Below are 17,134 nucleotides of genomic sequence, written 5' to 3' on the forward strand. Positions count from 1 at the left end.
GACCTAGGACGGTAATGTTCTGAATTTGGAAAGAAGGTGTGACGATGACAGCAGAACGTTTGCTCCTCCGCCGGGCGAAAGTCCTGAATGGAGCGGAAGTGGACATTGTCATAGCTGATGGCAACGTAGTCCAGATTGTTCCCCGAGGCACCGCCGAAGACCATGGTTTCAAGGTCGTGGAAGCCAATGGGGCGTATGTCTCTAGCGGCTGGATCGACTTGCATGTACATGCGTTTGCAGAATTGAATCCGTATGGAGACGAGATCGATGAAATCGGAATCAAATGTGGCGTGACTACGCTCGTGGACGCAGGTAGCTGCGGAGCGGAGCGTATTGGTGAGCTGGCAGAGGCGGGGAAAAAGTCGGCAACGCAACTGCTTGCTTTTCTTAACATTTCAAAGATTGGCCTGATGCGAATTGACGAGTTGTCCCAACTAGAGTGGATTGATCATGAAAAGGTGCTTCAGGCGGTAGTTGCTTATCCTGAATTTATCGTAGGCTTGAAGGCCAGAATCAGCAAAAGCGTAGTGGGTGACAATGGCATTCAACCGCTTCAACATGCACTGGAGCTTTCGGAAAAGACCGGGCTGCCGCTGATGGTACATATAGGCTCCGCACCGCCGGATATCCGTGAGGTTTTACCGCTACTTCAACGCAACGACGTGATAACCCATTATCTAAATGGTAAAAGCAACAATTTGTTCGATAAGGAGAATCGACCGCTCCAAGTGCTGAGAGATGCTATTGAGCGTGGAGTTCACTTGGATGTGGGACATGGTACGGCTAGCTTCTCGTTCGCTGTGGCCGAGGCGGCCAAACAAAACGGTATTGATCCGGATACGATCAGCACAGACATATACAGAGGCAACCGTATCAATGGTCCCGTCTACTCCATGGCGAATCTGTTGAACAAATTCCTTGCACTGGGATATTCCCTTGAAGATACAATTGCACGGGTGACAAGCAGAGCAGCCCAGTGGCTGGGACGCCCGGAACTTGGGGAGATTCGGATCAATAACAAGGCGAATCTGACCCTTTTTCGTGTGACGGATAAGAAGATTGAACTGGTAGATTCTGAGGGGGAACGCCGGGTAGCACAGCAAACCATTCAAGCAATAGGAGTGATCATAGGTGACAAATACATGGAATGCGAAATACGGCCTGAAAAGAGTTATTAATGCAAGCGGCCGGATGAGCATCCTCGGGGTATCGGCACCGACCGATACGGTGATGGAAGCTATGCGTCAAGGCGGACAGAGTTATGTGGAAATCGCCGATTTGGTGGATAAAGCGGGGGATTATGTTGCACGTCATACAGGTTCTGAAGCAGCGGTGATCGTGAACTCGGCTTCCAGTGGAATTGCTTTATCCGTGGCGGCGCTGGTAACCCGCGGTAATATTCGTACAAGTCTACGGCTCCATCAGGATAGCATTTTTAGAAATGAAATTGTGATGTTAAAAGGTCATAACGTACAATACGGTGCACCAGTGGAAACCATGGTTTATCTCGGCGGCGGTAAAGTGGTGGAAGCAGGTTATGCCAATGAAGGACGGGCGGAGCATTTGGCTGCTGCGATCTCGGATCAGACTGCGGCTATCTTGTATGTCAAATCTCATCATGCCGTTCAGAAGAATATGATCTCTGTAGAGGAAGCTTGGGCTGTGGCTCAAACTCATAACGTCCCGCTTATTGTAGATGCTGCAGCGGAAGAGGATCTGCAGAAATACGTGCAAATATCCGATCTGGTCATTTATAGTGGCTCCAAAGCCATAGAAGGTCCAACATCCGGACTTGTGGCGGGAAAACGTCTTTATATTGAATGGCTAAAAGTGCAGCTTCACGGCATTGGACGCAGCATGAAGGTTGGTAAGGAAACATCCTTCGGCCTGATGCAAGCGTTGGATGAATATGCTCACAAACAGGATACAAGCGAAAAGGAAAAAGCTACGCTCCAATTGCTGATGCCGCTCGATGGGCTTCCCGGAATTCGGGTAACTATCGTGCAGGATGAAGCAGGCCGGGCGATTTACCGTGGACGCATCCATGTGGACCCGAATCAGTGCGCAATAACAGCACTTGAGCTGTCCCAGCAGCTTCAACAAGGTGAAGTGGCTATTTACACTAGAGACTATGGGGTAAGGCAAGGTTATTTTGATATTGACCCGCGTCCGCTAATGGGTGATGACATAGAAATGATTACAGCGAGGATAAGGGAATTGACAGGAGGGGCAAGCAATGTCTGAAATTAACAAGCGGTTCTATAAAGGTCGGGTGGCCTTAAACGTATTGGCTAAGGATATAGAAAATGCCAAAGAGGTGTTTGCTGCTGCCGAAGGTTATGTACTGGTCGGTGTATTGTCCAAAGACTATGCAACGGTAGAAGAAGCCGTGCAGGCGATGGAGGCATATGGGCGGGAAATTGACGGTGCGGTATCAATAGGACTAGGTGCGGGTGATAATCGGCAAGCTGCTGTTGTTGCAGAGATTGTCAAATCCTATGCTGGCAGCCACATTAATCAGGTATTCCCAGCAGTTGGTGCGACCCGTGCTAACCTTGGAGCGAAAGATAGTTGGATTAACAGCATGATCGCACCAACGGGACAACCTGGTTTTGTGAATATCTCCACCGGCCCGGCCAGTGCGGCACAATCTGTACCCGCTGTAATTCCCGTAAATGCGGCGATTGCATTGGTTCGGGATATGGGCGGAAATGCTTTAAAGTATTTTCCGATGCAGGGGCTGAGCCGTAAAGCGGAGCTAATCGCTGTGGCCAAAGCCTGTGCGGAAGAGGGTTTTGCGCTGGAGCCGACCGGCGGTATCGATCTGGACAACTTTGAAGAGATCTTGTCTATTATATTGGAAGCGGGAGTGCCGCAGGTGATTCCCCATGTCTATACATCGATCATCGATCCGCAGAGCGGAAGAACGAGAGTGGCGGACATACAACAGCTGTATCGGACGATGAAAAAGCTGGCAGATCAATATGCCTAAACATATCGCCGCTTTTGGTGAAATAATGATGCGGCTACAGGTACCGGGCTTTGAACTGTTATCTCAGGGTAACCTGCTGAAGTATTCGTTCTCCGGCACCGGAGTCAATGTACTGTCCGCATTGTCCCGATACGGACATCGGGGGACTTTGGTGTCCAGACTGCCTGCGAATCCTATTGGTGACGCAGCAACAGCCTATCTTCGGCGACTGGGCATCCAGCCGGAGCATATCCAACGCGGGGGCTCAAGTATAGGGATGTACTTTCTTGAAAACGGATTCGGGGCTCGCCCCTCCCGAGTGACTTATTCCGGTCGCCCGGAGAGCAGCTTCAATACTGCTCCTCCGGGTACTTATCCATTCGCAGAGCTGGCAGACCTCGCGGATGCTGTTCATTTCTGCGGGATAACACTGGCAATGAACGATGATGTGCGAAAAGCGATGAAAACTTATGCAAAAACGGTTAAGCAACACGGTGGTCTAGTCGTTTTTGACTGCAATTACCGCCCATCGCTCTGGGGGGAGAGAGGCTATGAGCTGGCGCGCTCCCATTACGAAGACATGCTGCATTTGGCCGACATCGTGCTGATGAATGAAAAAGACGCAATGCTAATCCTTGGTATGAAGCCCGAAGGAACTTCAAGAGAAGAACAACTTCAGGAGCTGATTCCCACAGTAGCTTCACGCTACAGTCTAAGTACGGTAGCAGGAACGCATCGGTCCATCCATGATGATAACCGCCATTCATTGCGCGGTTATATCTTCAAATCCGGTCGCTTCGCATATTCCGAGACCTTAAGCTTTCCGGTGCTTGATAGAGTCGGGGCTGGAGATGCTTATGCCAGTGGTATAATTCATGGTGAGCTGGAAGGTTTTGATCCTCAGCATACTGTAGCCTTTGCGGCCGCGGCCGGAATGCTAGCCCACACAGTAGAAGGAGACTCTCCGCTGGCCTCCGAGCAAGAAGTTATTGGTGTACTGACGGGTGCTGTAAAAGATATAATGAGATAAAGAAGAAGCTGCCTTACAGGAGAACAGGCCTGTGCGGTGGCTTTTTTTATCGCTACAAACACTGTACTTTTGTTCAGGCCAAGAATCAGATCCAATGGTTACAGGCTAGATTTGGCTTAATTAGATCTTTTTAAATAGGTGTAAAATCTCATTTTTTGCAACTTTATCCTCTATCCGGCGTCAAAGAAGAGAGAATAAGAAGGGGGAGCCTATATGAAAAAGTTAAATCTACTAGCCCTTTTAGCAGTTATTTCAATAATCTTTGTTGGATGTGCCAATACAGGGAGTAAAGATAAAGCGAATAAAAAGCTAATCGATCTGAGTTCTGTGGACTCCATTACAATCCATAATGATAGCGGCGGATTAATAACCATAACGGACCAAAAGCTAATAGAACGTTTCAATAAAGCTATACATACTGCTGAGTATGACAACGCGAAGCTTGATATTGCAGCACCTGATTATGAGGTTACTGTTGAATTGAAGAGTAAAGAAAACGAAAAATTCTCATTCTGGATTATGGGCAATAATAATGGTCTTTTCACCAAATCAGGAGTAAATGGGCATTACAAGTTATCTGAAACGGATAAGGCTGCTTTGCTTACCTTATTTCAATCAACTGAACAACAAGTAGAATCAGATAATCTAAAATTAGATGAGACCATCAAGCGAATCACATTAGCAAACGCTCTAGCACATGGTTCAGTGAATGCTAACATAAAGGATGAATACACAGATCATGAAACCATAGATACTTTCGTCCGAGCCATCCGTACTGCTGAACAAATACCAGGGAATTTAAATACCGCAACGCCTAACTACGATATCGTTCTAATTTCAGATAATAATAAATATGCCTTTCATTTATGGATTAACGAGACAAGCGAGCAAGGCATGTTAATGAATGTGAACAAAACGGATACAGGCTACACACTTACTAAGGAATCAACTGCCGAGTTAAAGAAGATTCTGTTCTCGGAAGCAAAATTTAATGGTTTGGAGTTTAATACAGAACGGAACTCTATTGGAGATCTGGTGGCCAAACCGGTTGGCCTATCCGAAAATAACTATCTGTTAAACGGTGGAGCAGTAGTTGAACTGCAAGGGATCTCTTATCATACCATTCATCTTTTCTATGGCGACCATAATGCTGTCAACGCTTTATTAGCCCATGATCCTGCTACGGATGAGGTAAAGGTGAAATGGAGTGACGAGCTCAACGATTCCAATAATCTATGGAATAATGCTTTTATGAGCAACTATAATATGCTAATCCCGCTGGATGAGGATCATCTATTATTTCTGGAATCGGATGTGACGAAAAAAGCTGGGCAATATCATTTGTCCTCATATAATGTTCTTACAGGAAAGATTGAACGACTTCGGGAAAACTTCTGGCCGCTTTCTGATGATTATGATTACATTTATAAATTTCAATGGAAAGCTGATGAGCAAAAATTGTTTATGCAGAGTTATCTCGGCAATGTATGGATCTTTGATCTGAAAACGGGAAAGGACGATGTCCATCTTCTGAAATATCGCGTAATCCCACATTCGACGACCGGGGCGCCATCCCTGTTCCTCTCACCAACTTTTAAAAGATTTGTACATGATGATGAGAGCGGCGAATTAACCTTTTACGATAATAAAGGAGTTTCTCTTCGTACTGTTCCGTTACCACAAGAGCAATATGTACCTTCTGAGAAAATAAAGTGGAACCCCGCGGGCACGATTGCCTGGATGGATTCAGCAGAGATCAACGAAAACCGAATTCTTGACATCGATATCGATTATCTGAAAATAGCTGCACAAAAAATTAATTTTTATAATCAGGATGGTCATTCCATCGGCTCCATTAAGACTGAAGGCAACCATGAAGATACAGCTATTGAAGTTGTGGGGTGGATGGACGCTAATGTAGCCGTGATAAAATCCTATACTGTAGAACTTATACACAAGGATAATGTAGGGCTTAATGTTAAGGATGTTTCTTATTATCTCTATGATGTAAAAAAGAAGCAGAAGGGGGCAAGCTTTTCGTCCATCCCTTCCAGTGCTACCGTTACTACAGATCTTCGAATGGGCGATGCCGATAATACGGGAAAAATCACTGTGAGTTTTAAAGAAATTACTTATAAAAAAGAAAAATAAAGAAGCCTCGGGAGTTCACCGTAACGATCACACAAGATCATTGGGTAAGCTTTCCGAGGCTTCTTTTTATATTTAAAAGACAAATATTTAAGAATTCTCGAATTCTATATTTGTCCCGCTGTAGAACGGACGGAGGAAAGCAGGTCTAGCCGGAAGCCTTGTACTAGAGTGTCACCGTTCATAAGATCGGTCTCATACGCACGATTAAAGCCTAAGCGCTGGTACAGTTTGATGGCTGAAGACATCATTTCCGAGGTGTGCAGGTTCAAGGTGGTGGCACCCAACTGTAGTGATCTCCGTGCAGCATCGCGAATCAGAAGGGTTGCAACGCCAAGACCACGAGCGGATGGAGATACGGCTAGCAGACGTAGGATAGGGGAGTGAATCCCTAGCTCCGGTTTCCCGTAAGCCGTTTCCGAGGAGCTGAACAAGAGTGCGCTACCAACGATTTTCTTGTCGATTTCAGCGATGATCCGTACGAGCGGAGTATCACCATGAACGGAATCAAGAAGCGATTTTCGATACTCCAGCCACAACGGCTCAGGCATGATCTCCGAATATTGATGGTATGCATCTAACAGCACTTCGGCGATAGCATTACAATCTTTATTCTCAGCTTCACGGATAATGATCTTTTGTGACATGTTTTCGCTATCCCCTTTCAGACAAATGTAATGTTCATTCGAATGAAATTATTATATATGATAATTCCCAGTGGAATAAGAGGGGTTTTATAATTCTGATATAGGAATAGAAAAGTTCTATATGAAATAAACATAACGTTTGATTCAAAATCCGATTGATTTACACGGAATTAATTGTTGACAAAAAATAGGGCGATGACTAAGATATAAACAAAATCTATAGGAAAGCATCACTATAATTCATTGTTTTTTCATCGGAATAGTAAAATTAATAAAAGCATAGGGGGATTAGGGATGAACATTGAAAATATTGAGGCCTTTGTCTACATCAATCATTATGGAAGCTTCAATAAAGCGGCCGAAGTCCTATATATCTCACAGCCGACAGTAACGGCCCGGATCCAATCGCTAGAAAGGGAACTGGATTGCAAAGTGTTTGATCGGTTGGGGAAGCAGATTAACCTGACGGATAAAGGTAAACAGTTTCTACCCTATGCCCAGCAGATTCTCCAGATTTATCAGAACGGAAAATATCAGGTTCAGGCTAAGGGGCACATTCCAAATGAACTGAGAATCGGCAGTACGGTCTCGGTTTCCAATTATTTAATGCCCCATCTGATGCTTCATTTAAAGCGCAGATATCCTCATATCACAATCAAGCTGATGACAGCTTCTACGGAAGTATTGACTGAAAAGTTAAAATCGAAGGAGCTTGATTTGGCTTTTATTCGTAAGGTCGTAAATCCGGCAATTCAAACCTTTCCTTTCTGCGAGGACCCCATCTCACTGTATGTACATGAGGGACACCGCTTTGCTAAAGCACAGCGGGCTTCACTGGAGGATATCCGCCAGGAAACGTTGGTTTTTTTTGAATGCGGATCTTTGGATTGGATGCGGCTGCATCGTGTATTTGAGAGTATGGAACAACCACCGAAGATTGAATATCAGGTAGATAACCTGGAGACAGCCAAAAAGCTGGTATTGAAAAAAGCAGGCATCTGTTTCCTTCCCGCCCTCAGTGTGCAGGAGGAAGTGGCGGTTGGGTCACTGATCCGGGTGGATATTGCGGAGACGGAAGGTATCTCCTTGCGAACCAGCCTGATTTCGCTAAATGGAGAGAACGCAGAATTCATCGAAACCCTGCTTGAACTCGGGATTGGAAAAGTGGGAGATCGACTAATTGTATAGATGTATTAAAAAACTCTATTAGCGCATGGACACATGCAGTGATAAAGTTAATTGCATATAATCACGACTATTTCGATAGGGATTATAAAGTTAATTTTCGAAAGGCTGGAGGGCATGTGATGAGTGAGGTATTCAGGCTGGCAGAACTGAAGGATGCGGAGCAATTGCTAGATGTTACATATCGTGCCTATCAGCTGATTCGTGAACTCGGGCTGCATTGGCCGGCGGCCACAGCCGACTTGGCGCTTATTGAAGACAATATAGCTACGAATGAGTGTTATGTGCTTGAAGTTGACGGAACGATAGTTGCGACCATAACCCTTTCAAAGGAAGAAGAGATTAAGAAGATTAGCCCATTGCCTTTTATCAAATGGTTTGCTGCCCATCCAGATTATAGTAACAGAGGTTATGGTGGAAAACTTTTGGATTGGGTGGAAGAGAACATTATTGCTGGTCAGTTAGGTTCGGCTGCAGTCACGCTGGCAACGGCGAAGAAACATCCGTGGTTGGTTCAAATGTATGAACGCCGGGGGTACGAACGTTTTTTAGAACTGGATCAGCAGAACGGTGACGGCATTATGTATCTGATGAAAAAAACACTTACAGACAAACCACAGTTCATTTAAAGGGGATAAAACAATGAAAAAGTCCATTTCACTAGTATTTGCATCGGTATTGACACTGGCGATTGCTGGCTGCGGAAACAACAGTAACAGCGCTAGCAGCAATCAGAATGGAAATGCAGCAGAAGCTGCGACACCGGCAAAGGATTCGGCAAAGGTAACTAAGATCATTGTGGGCACGGGTACTGCTTTTCCGAAAGTCTGCTTCATAGATGAGAATGGTAAACTCACCGGATTTGATGTGGAACTGCTCAAAGAAATCGATAAGCAGCTGCCAGAATATGAATTCGAATTTCAAACCATGGATTTCAGCAATCTGCTGCTGAGCCTGGAAACCAAAAAAATCGATTTGGTCGCCCATGTCATGGAGAAAAATCCGGAACGGGAGCTGAAATACTCTTTTAACAAAGAAGCCTATGCCCACTGGAGAAACCGCATTGTAGTGGCAAAGGATAATAATTCAATCCAATCGCTTGATGATCTCAAAGGGAAAAAGGTGCTTGTAGGTGCAACGAGTGCACAAGCACAAATACTCGAGAACTACAATAAAGAGAATGACAATGCGATTGATATCGTGTATCAGAATGGTGCAGCGAATGATACCGTCGCACAGATTAGTACTGGGCGTGTGGACGCTACGCTGGCTGCAGATTTTGTCCTGCCGATCATTGATCCGCAGAGTCAGCTAAAAGCTACGGGCGACGAGCTGTCATCCGCGGATATTCTCTATGTTTTCCGTAAGGATGATGCCGATTCACAAAAGCTGTCAGATGCGATTGACAGTGCGATTAAAGAGCTGAAGACAGACGGCACACTAGGCAAGCTTAGTACGGAATGGTTGGGTGCGGATGTTACAGCGGATTCGGTGAAATGATTGAGCCGGTGAGCACGGGAAGGGGGGGAATATATGGGCGCACAGTTTGATATCAGCTTTGTATTTTCATTTTTGCCTAAGTTACTAGGGACTTTAAGCACCACGCTTCTGATTGTCGCCTGTTCTCTACTGACAGGAATTCTTGTCGGCTTTCTCGTAGCTCTGCCAAGACTTTATAAAGTGCCTGTGTTAAAAACCATCTCCGAAATCTATATTTCTTTTTTTCGGGGAACTCCGATTCTTATCCAGCTCTTCTTGTTTTATTATGGTCTGCCCGAAATTATGAAGCTGGTTCATGTCGATATGACCCGGACTCCGGTGCTTGTTTTTGTGATTCTTACTTACGGGCTGCATACGGGGGCATACATGTCCGAAATGATCCGGGCTTCTGTAATGGCGGTGGATAAGGGGCAGGTAGAGGCTGCTTATGCTACAGGGATGACGGGGTTTCAAGCCTTTACGCGAATCGTGCTGCCGCAGGCGCTCGGAATCGCAGTTCCGGTATTCTCCAATCTGGTGATTGCTCTACTGAAAGATACGTCATTGGCCTTTACTCTTGGGGTGATGGAAATGTCAGGTAAAGCACAGACGCTAGGCAGCTTAACTCAGCATTTTATTGAAACGTATATCGCGCTTGCGCTAATCTATCTGGTCATCAGCTTTACAATCGAGAAACTGCTGCTTATAGCAGAACGCCGGCTGCTGCGGCATGAGAAACGGAATACACCGGAGAAAAAATCGTTCAAAATCAACAAAAGCTGGTCCTACCGCCGCATCATTGCTGAACTTGGACCGGGTAAAGGAGGTAGCGGATTATGAAGCTGGACCCATCTTTTATCTGGACTGCTCTGGTGCAAATTTTAAGTGCAATTCCTGTGACCTTATCTATTACTGCTGTCTCAGTACTCATTGGATTTGTGATTGGTGTGGCTGTAGCGTTGATCCGGATATACAGAATTCCGCTGCTGTATCCGCTGGCTGTCGGTTATGTTACGTTCATCCGCGGGACACCGATGCTGACGCATCTTTTGCTTATCTATTTTGGGCTTCCCGTGTTAATCGATGGTCTGGCAGTGCAGTTCGGCTGGAGCTTCAGGTCGGTAGCCATTCCGATGATCGGTTTTGCCTATATTTCGTTCTCGATTACAGCGGGAGCCTATATGTCCGAGGTCGTCCGTTCCGGTCTGCTTGCTGTGGATCGCGGTCAGCTGGAAGCGGCCCATTCTATCGGAATGACCACACCCCAGGCACTGCGGCGGATTGTTTTTCCTCAGGCGCTGGCGGCGAGTCTGCCTAATCTGTCAAATTCGGTAATTGGTATGCTGCATGGATCTACCCTTGCTTTTACCGTTTCGGTGGTGGATATCAATGCTAAGGCGCAAATTGTAGCTTCAACGAACTGGAAGTTTTTTGAGGCTTATCTGGCGGCAGCACTGATTTTCTGGGGACTTACGTTCCTAATCGAACGCGTGACGTCGCTGATTGAAAAAAGAATTAATCTGTACAATCGAGGTGGAGTAGCATGATCAAGCTTGCGCAAATTTCGAAGTCATTTGGTCGGAATCAGGTGCTCAATAATATAGATTTAACGGTGACGAAGGGTGAAGTTGTCGTCATTCTCGGTCCCAGCGGCTCAGGCAAAACGACACTTTTACGCTGTGTGAATTATCTGGAGAAGCCAAGCAGCGGAGAGATCGCCATCGGCGATTTCAAAGTGAACTGCAAACATCCCCGCAAAAAGGAGATTCATCTGCTCCGGCAAAAAACGGCAATGGTGTTCCAGCAGTACAATTTATTCCGCCATAAAACCGCGCTGGAGAACGTGATGGAGGGACTGCTGATTGTCAAAAAGCTTCCGAAGGACGAAGCGAAAAATCGGAGTATTGCCCTGCTTGAAAAGGTTGGTCTTGGCAGCAAGCTGGACGCCTATCCAAGTCAGCTGTCCGGAGGCCAGCAGCAGCGGGTTGGCATTGCCCGTGCCTTGGCGCTCGAGCCGGAGGTTATATTGTTCGACGAACCCACATCGGCGTTGGACCCAGAGTTAGTGGGTGAGGTGCTGGCCGTCATCCGTAAAATTGCCAAGGAAGGCATCACAATGATTGTGGTGACTCATGAAATGGGCTTTGCTCGCGATGTGGCGAATCATGTGGTTTTTATGGACGGAGGCGTCATTGTTGAAGAAGGGACTCCGGCAGAACTGTTTAACCATCCGCGCGAAGAAAGAACGAAGCAGTTCCTGAAGCGGATCACACCTGAATTTAACTATTCCATATAGGAGGAAAAACAATGGTTATTACAATCAGCGTACTTGATCAAAGTCCGATCTATCCGGGAGAAACGCCGGAGGAAGCATTCCAGCATACGATCAAGCTGGCACAATTGTCCGAAGAGCTTGGATTCCACCGGTTCTGGGTTTCGGAGCATCATGACTCCGAGCAGGTAGCCGGTTCTTCCCCGGAAGTACTTATCTCACATCTTCTGGCTAAAACAGAGCGAATCCGCATTGGCTCCGGTGGCATCATGCTCCAGCATTACAGCCCATATAAGGTAGCGGAGAACTTCAATGTGCTGTCTACACTGGCTCCTGGACGAGTGGATCTCGGTGTGGGACGTGCTCCCGGTGGACTCCCACGTAGCACACAGGCACTACAGCAGGGAAAAGCTGAAACCCCAGACCTGACGGACAAAATCATCGAGCTGGAAAAGTATGTACATAACCGCCTCGAAGAAAACCATCCGCTGGCAGGGTTGAAGGCAGGTCCCCTTCCTGGTATTCCTCCTGAGTTGTATGTCCTTGGCGCGAGTGTAAGCAGCGCGGAAATTGCCGCTGAACTGGGGTTACCGTACGTATTCTCCCTGTTTATTAACAGCGATAAGGCGGTAGCGCTGGATGCCATTCGTGCTTACCGCAGCGGTTTCGCTTCTTCAAAGGGCAGACAACCGCAAGCCATTATCGCTTTAGCGTTAGTGGTGGCTGAGACTGAAGAGGGAGCGAAAGAACTGGCAGGTGCGCATAAGCTGATCCGGATTCAACTGGCGAGCGGGAAGAAGCTGACAGTAGGGACCTTGGAACAGGCGGAAGAATTTGCCCGCCAGAGCAATGAAGCCTACACGATTGAAGAGCTGGAACCAGAGATTACCAAAGGAACTAAATCATCTGTCCGCGAACAGTTGTTGGAACTTTCAGAGGCATCCGGTGTCGAGGAGTTCATCATAACGACGAATGTACAGCCTTTTGATAAACGGCTCCGATCCTTTGAGCTACTGAGCGAAGCAATCGCTGAAGTGGCGGCAGAGGCATAAAGCGGGCTCGGTATCACACCGGAAATCGTGTAAAGGAGGGTGACTGTATATGACAAGTAAAGCTAAAGAGTTGAGTGCGGAAGCGCTTGAAGAAGAATTAATCGGGATACGCCGTCATCTGCACCGGCACCCGGAACTGTCCAATGAAGAATATGGCACAACAGAATATATTATTTCCCTGCTGGAGCGGGCAGGAGTCAGGATCGTAGAATACGGTCTGTCTACCGGCGTGATCGCAGAGATTGGCGGCAAAAAGCCTGGTTCGGTCATCGCACTGCGCGCAGATATTGATGCCTTGCCAATCCAGGAGGAAAGCGGAGTATCCTTCGCTTCATTATATCCCGGCAAAATGCATGCCTGCGGGCATGATTTCCATACGGCTGCCTTGATTGGTGCCGCCTATCAATTGAAACAGCGAGAGCAGCAATTACAGGGAACGGTGCGCCTGTTATTCCAACCAGCCGAGGAGAAGGCGCAGGGTGCACAACGAATCATTGCTAGCGGGGCACTCGAAGACGTCCGGGCAGTGATCGGGCTGCATAACAAGCCAGACCTGCCAGTCGGAACCATCGGTATTAAGGGTGGTCCTTTAATGGCAGCAGCTGACGGGTTTGTGATTGAAGTGCAGGGTGGTAGTTCTCATGCTGCCGTTCCGGAAGCTGGCATAGACCCGATTGTAGCGGCTTCGCATATTGTGGCGGCATTCCAGTCCATTGTAAGTCGCAATGTCAGTCCGCTGCAGAGTGCGGTGGTTAGTGTGACGCAGATTCACAGCGGCAATTCATGGAACATTATCCCCGAAAAAGCCGTGCTTGAAGGGACGATCCGCACCTTTGATGAAACGGTGCGCAGCAAAGTGCTGGACCGGTTTCAGGAAGTGGCGGTCGGTGTAGCAGCGGCTCTTGGAGCAGAAGCTACCGTTCGCTGGATAGAAGGGCCACCTCCGGTTATCAACGATCCCTCCCTAGCAGCGCTTGGAGTTGAATCGGTCGAAGCTCTTGGCTACCGAGCGATTCAGCCAGAGCATTCTCTGGCTGGAGAGGATTTCGCCTTCTATCAGCGCGTGGTACCCGGACTGTTCGTTTTTGTAGGTACTGAAGGAAGCCAGGAATGGCATCATCCGGCCTTCAATCTGGATGAACGCGCACTCCCTGTGGCAGCACGTTTCCTTGCGGATGTAGCTGTACGATCCCTAGTGCAGTACAGTCCCGATGGAGGTGCAGAATTATAGCTGAACATAACAGTTACGATGTAATTATCGTCGGCGCAGGCTCGATGGGCATGAGTGCCGGTTACTATCTTGCGAGGCGCGGAGTGAAGACGCTGCTAATTGATGCCTTTGATCCTCCACATACACTGGGAAGCCATCACGGGGAAACGCGGCTGATCCGGCATGCTTACAGTGGTGATCCCGCCTACATTGATTTGGCTCTGCGGGCAGATCATTTATGGCAAGAAGCCGAGCAGTTGAGCGGAATAGAATTGCTTGTCCGCTCGGGCGTATTGAATCTCGCAGATAGTGCAGTTTATTCCTTCAGCGGTCGTCTCGCGGAAGCAATGAAACGGAAGGTGCAGGTCCAGCATCTGGATGCCGGAGAGATCCGGCGGCGCTGGCCGGGATTGAACATTCCGGAAACATTCGCAGCAATGTATGAACCAGAAGCCGGGTATTTGTACAGCGAGCGCTGTATCTCCGCCTACCGCCAGCTTGCCCTTGGACAGGGTGCGGAACTGTTGACGAACACTTCGGTAGTAAACATCACCGCCCGCGAAAGCAGTGTAACAGTTCATACAACAAACGGCGATTATCACGGAGCGTCAGCTATCCTTAGTGCCGGAGCCTGGTTTGGTGCGTTAGCGCCTTTTGTGCATTTGCCAATCAAGGCGATCCGCAAAGTTGTGGGCTGGTTTGAGAGCTCACCTGCTTTTGCAGCCGGTAACTTCCCTGGCTTCACGCTAGGAGCTGAGGAAGGTGGCTATTATGGCTTTCCCAGCATTGCTGGAGCCGGTCTGAAGATCGGCCGGCACGATACGGGGCTGGAATGGAAACCAGGCACACTACTTGCTCCCTTTGGCAGTGAAGCCAGCGATGAGCAAGACCTCCGAAGAGTACTGGAGACTTACATGCCGGGTGCAGCTGGCCGATTACTTAAAGGCTCTGTATGCAAATATGAGCATACGCCTGATGAAGATTTCATTATTGACCGCCATCCGCTCCACTCCAATGTGCTGGTAGCCGGAGGGTTCTCAGGGCATGGTTTTAAATTTTCTAGTGTTGTAGGTGAAATACTTGCTGATTTGGCGACAAGTGGAGCTACCAACCACAACATTCAACCTTTTGCGTTATCACGTTTTACACCTGATCATTCGCAAGCAGGCCTTATTTTGGAGGGGATTTAATGAGCAAAGTTCAAATTAGCAATTTTTTAAGTACGCACAACCAACTGGTGCATGCAACCGCAGGGTTATCAGAGGAACAGCTGAAATGGAAGGCAGCACCAACGAGTTGGAGTATTACTGAGGTTTTAGCCCATCTAGCTGATCACAGCATTGTGGTTTCGTTCCGTATACGTGATATTCTCGCTGCTACAACTGCGCAGCTGCCAGTCTTCAATCAGGACGCTTGGGTCAGCGGCCAGTACGCCAATAGTGGTAGTGCTTCCGATAGTCTGGAGTTGTTCCGCAGCCTGCTTTATTATAACAGTCTATTGTTTGAACGGCTCAGCGCAGAGGATTGGGAGAAAAGCGGGGTTAACTTCAAGGGGGAAAACGTTAAAATTTCCGATATCGTCCATAGCTTCACCACACATGTAGAGAGACATCTTGGCCAGATTGAGCGAATCAAGCAGGGCGCAGCCAATGCATCGTTCGTGCAATGAATACTTTCATAGTTAGTTTTGCATGAAGTAAAACCTGGGAATCGTATGCTCACAAAACTTTTAGGAGGAATGAACATGACCAAACCAAAACAACTGAAGCTAGGCGCACTGCTGCATGGAGTAGGAGGCAGCACGTCGATGTGGCGCCATCCTGATGCTAAGCCGGATGCAAGTGTAAACTTTGAATTATACAAAGCGTGGGTACAGAAGGCAGAAGAAGGCAAGCTGGATCTGATCTTCATCGCAGACGGTTTGTACATTAATGAAAAGTCCATTCCGCATTTCCTTAACCGGTTTGAACCGCTGACCATTCTTAGCGCACTCGCCGCCGTCAGCACCAACATCGGTCTGGTTGGTACCCTGTCCACCTCCTACAGTGAACCGTTTACCGTCGCGCGTCAATTCGGCTCACTGGATGTAATCAGCGGTGGCCGGGCCGGCTGGAATGTGGTGACTTCACCGCTGGAAGGCTCTGCCTCGAATTATAGCAAAACAGAGCATCCTGACCATGGCAAGCGTTACCGTATTGCTACCGAATATTTGCAGGTGACCCGCGGATTATGGGATTCCTGGGAGGATGATGCGTTTGTTCGAGACAAAGAAACAGGTGTATTCTTCGATCCGCAAAAAATGCATACCCTGGACCATCAAGGAGAGTTCTTCTCCGTGAAAGGACCGCTCAATATTGCTCGTTCGAAGCAGGGGCAGCCAGTAGTGTTTCAGGCAGGTTCCTCAGAAGTTGGTAAAAATTACGCCTCAAAGGAAGCGGATGCTATCTTCACTGGCCACGAAACGCTAGAAGATGCCCAGGCATTCTATAGCGACGTTAAGACAAGGGTAGCTTCATTTGGCCGGGATCCGAATGAGGTGCTGATCTTTCCTGGTATTGCACCAATCATTGGCGACACATCAGAGGAAGCAGAGCGCAAATATCAGGAGGTTGCTGGTCTCGTGACGATTGAGAATGCACTGAACTATTTGGGCAGATTCTTCGAGCATCATGATTTCTCGCAATATCCGCTGGATGAACCGTTCCCTGAGCTTGGTGAGTTGGGGCGCAATAGTTTTCAGAGCGGCACGGATAAAATCAAAAAGGACGCGAAGGAGAGAGGCTTAACACTAAGACAGGTCGCCTTACAATCCGCTACCCCGCGCAGCAGCTTTATTGGCACACCTGAGCAAGTGGCTGATCAGATTCAAACCTGGTTTGAGGGTGGAGGAGCAGACGGATTTATGATCGCAGCTGCTGTTCCTAATGGACTGGAGGAATTCGTCGATCGGGTAGTGCCGATTCTGCAAGAGCGGGGCCTGTTCCGCACTGAATACGAAAGTAGCACCCTGCGTGGAAATCTCGGTATTCCATTGCCAGAGAACCGCTATTCCAAGGCTTCACAACCGGTAGGGCAAAAAGCCGTACATTAACAATAATAATTTGAATCGAATAATTAGCTTTCGTCATAAAAAATGTAAC

Annotated in this window: 17 protein-coding genes; 16 read left to right on the forward strand and 1 reads right to left on the reverse strand. The window is 47.7% G+C overall.

Annotated features, from left to right (window positions below; genetic code table 11):
* Positions 1 to 44 precede the first annotated feature (44 nt).
* From NSQ55_RS15020 to NSQ55_RS15040, 5 genes are all read left to right on the forward strand, one after another.
* Positions 45 to 1,178: an amidohydrolase/deacetylase family metallohydrolase gene (locus NSQ55_RS15020; RefSeq protein ID WP_076317046.1), complete on the forward strand. Its 1,134-nt coding sequence runs from the start codon at positions 45 to 47 to the stop codon at positions 1,176 to 1,178.
* Entirely contained in the window at positions 1,132 to 2,244 is a 1,113-nt protein-coding gene (locus tag NSQ55_RS15025) for a DgaE family pyridoxal phosphate-dependent ammonia lyase (protein WP_076125569.1), read from the forward strand. Before NSQ55_RS15020 ends, NSQ55_RS15025 begins: the two co-directional genes overlap by 47 nt.
* Positions 2,237 to 2,992, forward strand: a complete 756-nt coding sequence (locus tag NSQ55_RS15030; RefSeq protein WP_076184626.1) for a KDGP aldolase family protein — start codon at positions 2,237 to 2,239, stop codon at positions 2,990 to 2,992. Before NSQ55_RS15025 ends, NSQ55_RS15030 begins: the two co-directional genes overlap by 8 nt.
* Entirely contained in the window at positions 2,985 to 4,001 is a 1,017-nt protein-coding gene (locus NSQ55_RS15035) for a sugar kinase (protein ID WP_076309427.1), read from the forward strand. Before NSQ55_RS15030 ends, NSQ55_RS15035 begins: the two co-directional genes overlap by 8 nt.
* A gap of 213 nt (positions 4,002 to 4,214) precedes the next feature.
* Positions 4,215 to 6,152: a hypothetical protein gene (locus tag NSQ55_RS15040; protein WP_339174327.1), complete on the forward strand. Its 1,938-nt coding sequence runs from the start codon at positions 4,215 to 4,217 to the stop codon at positions 6,150 to 6,152.
* Positions 6,153 to 6,256: 104 nt separating this feature from the next.
* On the opposite strand, the gene NSQ55_RS15045 is transcribed toward NSQ55_RS15040, so the two are convergent.
* Entirely contained in the window at positions 6,257 to 6,796 is a 540-nt protein-coding gene (locus NSQ55_RS15045) for a GNAT family N-acetyltransferase (RefSeq protein WP_076306470.1), read from the reverse strand.
* 294 nt (positions 6,797 to 7,090) lie between these two features.
* On the opposite strand from NSQ55_RS15045, the gene NSQ55_RS15050 reads away from it, so the two are divergent.
* From NSQ55_RS15050 to NSQ55_RS15100, 11 genes are all read left to right on the forward strand, one after another.
* On the forward strand, positions 7,091 to 7,984 hold the full coding sequence (locus tag NSQ55_RS15050; protein ID WP_076278492.1) for a LysR family transcriptional regulator: 894 nt from the start codon (positions 7,091 to 7,093) through the stop codon (positions 7,982 to 7,984).
* 119 nt (positions 7,985 to 8,103) lie between these two features.
* On the forward strand, positions 8,104 to 8,610 hold the full coding sequence (locus tag NSQ55_RS15055; protein WP_339174332.1) for a GNAT family N-acetyltransferase: 507 nt from the start codon (positions 8,104 to 8,106) through the stop codon (positions 8,608 to 8,610).
* A gap of 13 nt (positions 8,611 to 8,623) precedes the next feature.
* Positions 8,624 to 9,481, forward strand: coding sequence for a transporter substrate-binding domain-containing protein (locus NSQ55_RS15060; protein WP_339174335.1), 858 nt, complete (start codon positions 8,624 to 8,626; stop codon positions 9,479 to 9,481).
* Positions 9,482 to 9,514: 33 nt separating this feature from the next.
* Positions 9,515 to 10,300 carry an amino acid ABC transporter permease gene (locus tag NSQ55_RS15065; protein ID WP_076125555.1) on the forward strand — a complete coding sequence of 262 codons (786 nt, stop codon included), beginning with the start codon at positions 9,515 to 9,517 and terminating at the stop codon, positions 10,298 to 10,300.
* Positions 10,297 to 11,007, forward strand: coding sequence for an amino acid ABC transporter permease (locus NSQ55_RS15070; RefSeq protein ID WP_076125553.1), 711 nt, complete (start codon positions 10,297 to 10,299; stop codon positions 11,005 to 11,007). Before NSQ55_RS15065 ends, NSQ55_RS15070 begins: the two co-directional genes overlap by 4 nt.
* Entirely contained in the window at positions 11,004 to 11,756 is a 753-nt protein-coding gene (locus NSQ55_RS15075; protein ID WP_076125552.1) for an amino acid ABC transporter ATP-binding protein, read from the forward strand. The genes NSQ55_RS15070 and NSQ55_RS15075 overlap by 4 nt, the downstream gene beginning before the upstream one ends.
* An 11-nt stretch (positions 11,757 to 11,767) precedes the next feature.
* The gene (locus NSQ55_RS15080) at positions 11,768 to 12,784 is read left to right on the forward strand and encodes an LLM class flavin-dependent oxidoreductase (RefSeq protein ID WP_339174338.1); all 1,017 of its coding nucleotides are present in this window, start codon (positions 11,768 to 11,770) and stop codon (positions 12,782 to 12,784) included.
* Between the two features lie 49 nt (positions 12,785 to 12,833).
* A complete protein-coding gene (locus NSQ55_RS15085) occupies positions 12,834 to 14,015 on the forward strand; it encodes an amidohydrolase (RefSeq protein WP_339174340.1) in 1,182 nt (393 codons plus the stop codon).
* Positions 14,012 to 15,184 carry an N-methyl-L-tryptophan oxidase gene (gene solA / locus NSQ55_RS15090; RefSeq protein WP_339174524.1) on the forward strand — a complete coding sequence of 391 codons (1,173 nt, stop codon included), beginning with the start codon at positions 14,012 to 14,014 and terminating at the stop codon, positions 15,182 to 15,184. The genes NSQ55_RS15085 and solA overlap by 4 nt, the downstream gene beginning before the upstream one ends.
* Entirely contained in the window at positions 15,184 to 15,663 is a 480-nt protein-coding gene (locus tag NSQ55_RS15095) for a DinB family protein (protein WP_339174342.1), read from the forward strand. Before solA ends, NSQ55_RS15095 begins: the two co-directional genes overlap by 1 nt.
* A 75-nt stretch (positions 15,664 to 15,738) precedes the next feature.
* Positions 15,739 to 17,085 carry an LLM class flavin-dependent oxidoreductase gene (locus NSQ55_RS15100; RefSeq protein ID WP_076125544.1) on the forward strand — a complete coding sequence of 449 codons (1,347 nt, stop codon included), beginning with the start codon at positions 15,739 to 15,741 and terminating at the stop codon, positions 17,083 to 17,085.
* Positions 17,086 to 17,134: the final 49 nt, after the last annotated feature.

This window comes from Paenibacillus sp. FSL H7-0943, assembly GCF_037963265.1.
Classification (GTDB): Bacteria; Bacillota; Bacilli; order Paenibacillales; family Paenibacillaceae; genus Paenibacillus_AQ; species Paenibacillus_AQ odorifer.